The organism is Salipiger sp. PrR007, assembly GCF_010499845.1.
Taxonomy (GTDB): Bacteria; Pseudomonadota; Alphaproteobacteria; order Rhodobacterales; family Rhodobacteraceae; genus Salipiger; species Salipiger pacificus_A.
The window spans coordinates 1-5,115 of record NZ_JAAGOZ010000063.1; the positions used below are offsets into that span (position 1 = coordinate 1).

The 5,115-nt window shown below is 54.9% G+C and carries 3 protein-coding genes; 1 reads left to right on the plus strand and 2 read right to left on the minus strand.

Translation table 11 applies throughout. From position 1 onward, the window contains the following. Positions 1-443: 443 nt before the first annotated feature. Positions 444-1,055, plus strand: a complete 612-nt coding sequence (locus G0Q01_RS22090) for a hypothetical protein (protein WP_164213863.1) — start codon at positions 444-446, stop codon at positions 1,053-1,055. 170 nt (positions 1,056-1,225) lie between these two features. Here G0Q01_RS22090 and G0Q01_RS22095 read toward each other — a convergent pair whose 3' ends face one another. Together G0Q01_RS22095 and G0Q01_RS22100 are read right to left on the minus strand one after the other, a co-directional pair. Then, positions 1,226-2,980 carry an ATP-dependent endonuclease gene (locus G0Q01_RS22095; protein WP_164213864.1) on the minus strand — a complete coding sequence of 585 codons (1,755 nt, stop codon included), beginning with the start codon at positions 2,978-2,980 and terminating at the stop codon, positions 1,226-1,228. 373 nt (positions 2,981-3,353) lie between these two features. Next, positions 3,354-4,676, minus strand: a complete 1,323-nt coding sequence (locus G0Q01_RS22100) for a mechanosensitive ion channel family protein (protein ID WP_164213865.1) — start codon at positions 4,674-4,676, stop codon at positions 3,354-3,356. Positions 4,677-5,115 lie beyond the last annotated feature (439 nt).

The window sequence follows — 5,115 nt, forward strand, 5'->3', positions numbered from 1 at the left end:
GCCCGGCCGGAAGCGGTCACACGCCGCTGCGTCTCATCCTGATTGACGCGGAATCTCATCCTGTTTGTCGCGCCGCAGGAAACATCCCTAGCACTCATCCACCCATGAGTGATGGCGCCGGCGCTCACCAGACTCGCTCCGGGAAGCGTTCGAGCATGCGTCAGCAGTGCGCAGGGAGTGGACATAGCGATGAGGCGATCGCCGGCCGCCCGTCATGACGTGACCGGCCCAGAGCCGTCCTACGCGGAAGGGGGGCGCTGCAGTGCAGCTTCCCCAAACCGGTCATCTTTGGGGTTGTGCTGCGTGGTATGCAGGAAGATTTGCAGTGCGGCACCCTAATGCTGTGTGCTGCGCGTGCCCAGCTTTCTCTAGTGCATGCACCTCAATGCTATGCCGCGTGATATCTAGATGCTATTAAGCAGAAATGAGGTTTTGGAGGTTGTATGTGGGAATTTATTAAGACATCGCAGCTTGTCCGCGGTGCAGTGTCAGCCATGGCCCTTCTAACCTTCCTCTCCCAATACCTACCTTTCGCAGTGCTTGATTTAGCGACGCTGGTACACCAGATCATTCTTCGTTGGAACGACATTACAGCTGATGTCGGCGCATTCATATCAACGTTATTAGGCGCTCCGGACATTCCGTCAGAGATTGTAAACGCAGTTATTATTGGTTTATCTCTGGGGCCCGTCTGGTCATATAGTATTCTCAAATCTGAATGGGGTACGCATCGAGGGATTATCCAGAATGCCGCATTTTGGGTCAGAGCTGCCATTGGATGCCTAGATGGATTTTTTGCGGCGATGATAGCTATAATCTTTGGTTCCGGCCCCTTTTTTTACGCTGCTATCGCTACCCTTCTCATTTTGACGGTCACCGTTTTGGCTCGACTGCCCGCATATCGGAAAGGATTCATCTTCGCCTTAGGTGCGTTGATTTTCGTAGAAGGCATCTATTATTTCAGCAGTCCAGCAGTGCAGTCAGCGTTTGATTCATTCATCTGCGGCGGCACTGAGTCGAACGCCCCCCGGTGCCAAAGCGTCACCCAACAGTGAAATCAACTCGGCCGCGCAGACGATCAACGGATTAGAAAAGCCAGATCGTTGTTGATCGAAGTGATGGCCCGAAGTCGTCGTTCTCCACTACTCATTTCAACGCGGCTGCGCCAAAATGTACGCGATGGAAAGCTCTACTAAATGAATATGGCTGTAGCTCATGCGGCTCTCTACATTGCCAGAATGTCATCTATTACGACTTTAACGTCGGCGCAAATCTCTCCAGCGGTCAGCGCCTTGGCAACGTCAATCTTAGATACTTTGAATTGCTTTTCCACGGAATTCTCACTGGTTTCCATCAGAAATTTTCCGTGGGCATCTTTGATCGCTTGAACGACGTTTTGCTCCGTGAAATTATTGGGAATAGCTATAGCATGGTGATCAGCAAAAAAATCGCGCACCTCTTGAGTGGTCTTGCCCGCCGCCCTCGCAATGGCATCCGGGCATAGGAGATAGTTCTCAATATGTCGTCTCTGCCACACTCTCAGCTTCAAGTTTGGCTCCGCATTTTTCTCCGATTTGTCCCGCAAGGTTGATTCATCCACATTTTTCTGCTCTAGACTGTCCCGATCTCGGATGCTTACTGCTTTGAGTTCGGGGATGTCACCTTTCAGCTGAAGGAATAGCTGCTTTCGCTCCTTGGATGAGCCGGTCCATGCCCAAACCACCACATCGTCTGGAATGGTCTTTCCGATCTTGGCTGCCATTATCTTTAAGAACCGAGCATCACTTTCGTTCTCCACGAGAAGTAGAGCTTTGCTTTTCTTTAGCCGATCAAGGCGAGGAGAGAACTCGCTCCCCAAACCGGCAAACAGGCCCATCCTTGCTGCGTCATCGCCGAGGTACTTGACCTTGCCACCCCGAAAGCTGAGGATCTTCGAGTGATCGGCCCATCGAAGGATCTCTGTGCTGTGGGTCGCCAGTAAGATCTGCTTCTCCAGCCTTGCCGCAATGCTCTCAAGTTCGGAAAGCAGCAAAGTTTGTAGACTAGAGTGCAGGTGTGCATCAGGCTCATCTAGCAGAAGGACGTCTGTTTCTGGGTCGAGAGCAAGCGAGAATACGCTCAGCCATTGAAGGAAACCACTACCCTCGGACATCAAATCTCGAGGTTTAAACTTAGGAAATTTCTTTATTCTGGTCCCTTCCCAATTACCCTTGACCAAGCTTACGCGAATGTAGCTCTGGTAAAGATCATTGAATGGGCTGACCGAAAGACTTGTTTGGAAGAACCGCCCCATAGCGGATTGAAGTAGCTCCCATGGATCAGTTTCCCTGAGTTTCTTAAGTTGTGACGTTTTAATCCTTCCATTTTCATCCTTTAACGTTTCTCGCTGCCGCTGGTTCTCGCTCTCCAGCTCGAAAAGTAAATTTCTTATTGTCCCCCCGACTAAGCCGCTGCCTGTCAAAGATCTCCGTTGAGCGACACTCATCCTCTGCTCTTTGGCTGTGATTCCAGCAAATGGAGGTACAAATGCTATATGGGGAGTTTCTTCTCCGGCCTCTATATTCGAGCTTGTTTGTTTGATGAAAAGTCGATCATTCGCCAGGGCCAAGCTAATCTGTAGGAAGCGCTCGACTCCTGCGGCGTCTTGCCAAGTTGGCTTGATTGATAGCGTATAGCCATCAGCGCCTTTGACTTGGTTTGTCAGGTTCGTCCAAAGGTGCGAGAGGGAAGGCATTTGGATTGGAGAGAATTCATCATCCGAAAGACCAACGCCCTGACCAGTATGTGCGGGAGTGAGAGCAGCCTCACCTTTTTCATTCTTCAACACCGTTATGCAAAAGTCCCATACAGCAAGGGCTTGAAGCAGAGTTGATTTTCCGGAGTTATTTCCGCCAGCCAGCAAGGACAAGCCATGCGGTTTTAGCGCAATTGTCTCGCTTTTGAATTTTTTGAAGTTCGTCAACTCTATCTTCTCGATCAACTTCGCACTCCTCAGATCAGGCTATTTGCCTCGCAACTATCTTCGTTGGATCTTTGGTTTGCAAGAGGTCGGTCAAATAGCTGAATGCTCAAGATGATCTTGAACCAACTGTCTGCCCCCACAGCCTAGATGCCTACTCCAAGAATGTCTGTAGGTGGCCGCCTGCGCCAAGCCGGGTCGGCGAAGTCCCATTGACTTAGATTTCCGCTTCCTGCGTATCTCTGCCGTTCGTCCAAGACGCAGCGAAGGTCGGCTCTCCGCCCTTCTTGTCAGAGCGTTCAGATATGCAACGGCTGGCACAAGCGGCGGTAGTGGGCTGATGGCGGTTCGTCATGCCGCCTCGGCCTAATCAATCTGCATGAGCGCCCGCCACCTATTCACGCGGCGCGCTCCTCGCGAGGAGGTCATCACTGTCTTGGCGCTCAGCATCGACCAAGGGAATCAGCGCCGCTTCTTCTGACTTGTGAACCGAGGGCTCCGGTGAGGCAGAGCTCGCCTGCTGCATTGGCGCTTTGCGCGGTAGTGGTTCGAAAGGCGCCGCTGGTAGTCCCGCCCCTTCGAGGCGAATGCGATAAGTCGTGTCAGGAATCGCCACGCCGGCTTCTTCGATAGCGGTCTTGACCAAGCGAATGGCATCTCCGCGTGCCGTGGAAAAGCCGGTCGCGGTCTGGTCGACCCAGCCGGTCACACGCAGGATCGCACCGGACTCGGTGATGTTTTCGATCCAGACGAGCTCTTCCGGGTCGTCCAGCACGAAGGGCAGCGCCTTCAGCGTTGCCTGAGCCAGGCTGCGCGTCGCCTCGAGATCAGCATCAGGGTCAATGCCGATGTCGAACATGAACCGCCGCGCCGGAAACTGCGTGTAGTTCACGATCTTACCCTTGAAGACAGTCGCATTCGGAATGCGGATGTGATTGCCGTCGAGCGACAGCAAAATCGTCGCGCGCGAGGTCAGTCGGATCACCCGGCCGACGTCGCCTTCGATCTCGACCAGGTCGTTCGGGCGGAAGGGTTGGCGCAGGCTCAGCATGACGGACGCTACGAAGTTCTCCACCGTGTCGCGGACGGCAAAGCCGATGGCCAGGCCGATGATCCCCGCAGCGCCGAGGATCGTGCCCAGCAGAGCCGCCGCCCCCACGACATCCAGCGCAACCACGATGCCGACGATCCCGGAGGCCACGCGGAACGCCTGCCGATAAAGCTCGGCGATGAAGGCATTGGGCGAGATGCGGTCCCAGAACCGCATTCGCGCCACGAGGATGCCTGCCGTGATGATTACCAGGAAGGCCACGAACGCCAGCAGCAGCAAGGGCAGACGGGAGATCAGTTGCGCGACCCGTGCCCGGAAGCGATCAACCGCGGGATTGATCTGATGGGCGAGGTCGTCCGAAACCGTGAGCGTGTTGTTCACCGCAACGACACCCTCGAGGCGCTCGGCAATGCTCTCGGCCTTCTCGCTGATGGATGGGTCGGTGACATTCCCCGTCAGCGATACGACACCGGCGTCGACGCCGACCGTGATCCCGCCGAATTCCAGAGCCCCGAGAATTGCCCGCAGGCGAGTTTCGACGGCCACGTCGTCAGGTACGTCCTCGACCGCAAGCGTGGGCAACGCATCGGCCTCGGTCACGACATTCTGGGCCAGTATCTGGCAGGGGGCGAGCATGAGGGCGATGCAAAGGAGGACCTTGTTCATGCCTCTTCCAGATAGCGTATTCCATCGAAGCGCCAACAGGCCGATCGGCACCAATCTGGCAGCGGTGCGAGTCCAGACTAGCGAGTCGGTGCCAGCTTCCACTGCGGCATCTTCCCGCCTTCGGAGTTTCCTGCGAACCTCTATGAAATGCCCAGCATGCGGGCAGGAACCGACATATATGGGTGGAAACCGGAAGTTCGCTGCATTCAGGACGAACGGCAGCGATGCGCAGGAAGCCGACATAGCGAAGGGACGACCAGTGGCCGCCCGTCATGACCTGACCGGCCCTGATGTATGTGCCGGCTGCTGTTCGCAATCAAGAATTTGGCACGACTTCGGAAATCGCTCATATGTATCCGGCCTGTTGATTTCCACCCAGAACTGACCCGGGGTTTCCATCGAGAAGTGACCCACCTTGGATTATGCTGAGCGGGTCATG

Bases quoted from the DNA above. Each gene is read 5' to 3' on its own strand.
- G0Q01_RS22090 (WP_164213863.1), top strand. From the start codon at position 444: ATGTGGGAATTTATTAAGACATCGCAGCTTGTCCGCGGTGCAGTGTCA.
- G0Q01_RS22100 (WP_164213865.1), bottom strand. From the start codon at position 4,676: ATGAACAAGGTCCTCCTTTGCATCGCCCTCATGCTCGCCCCCTGCCAG.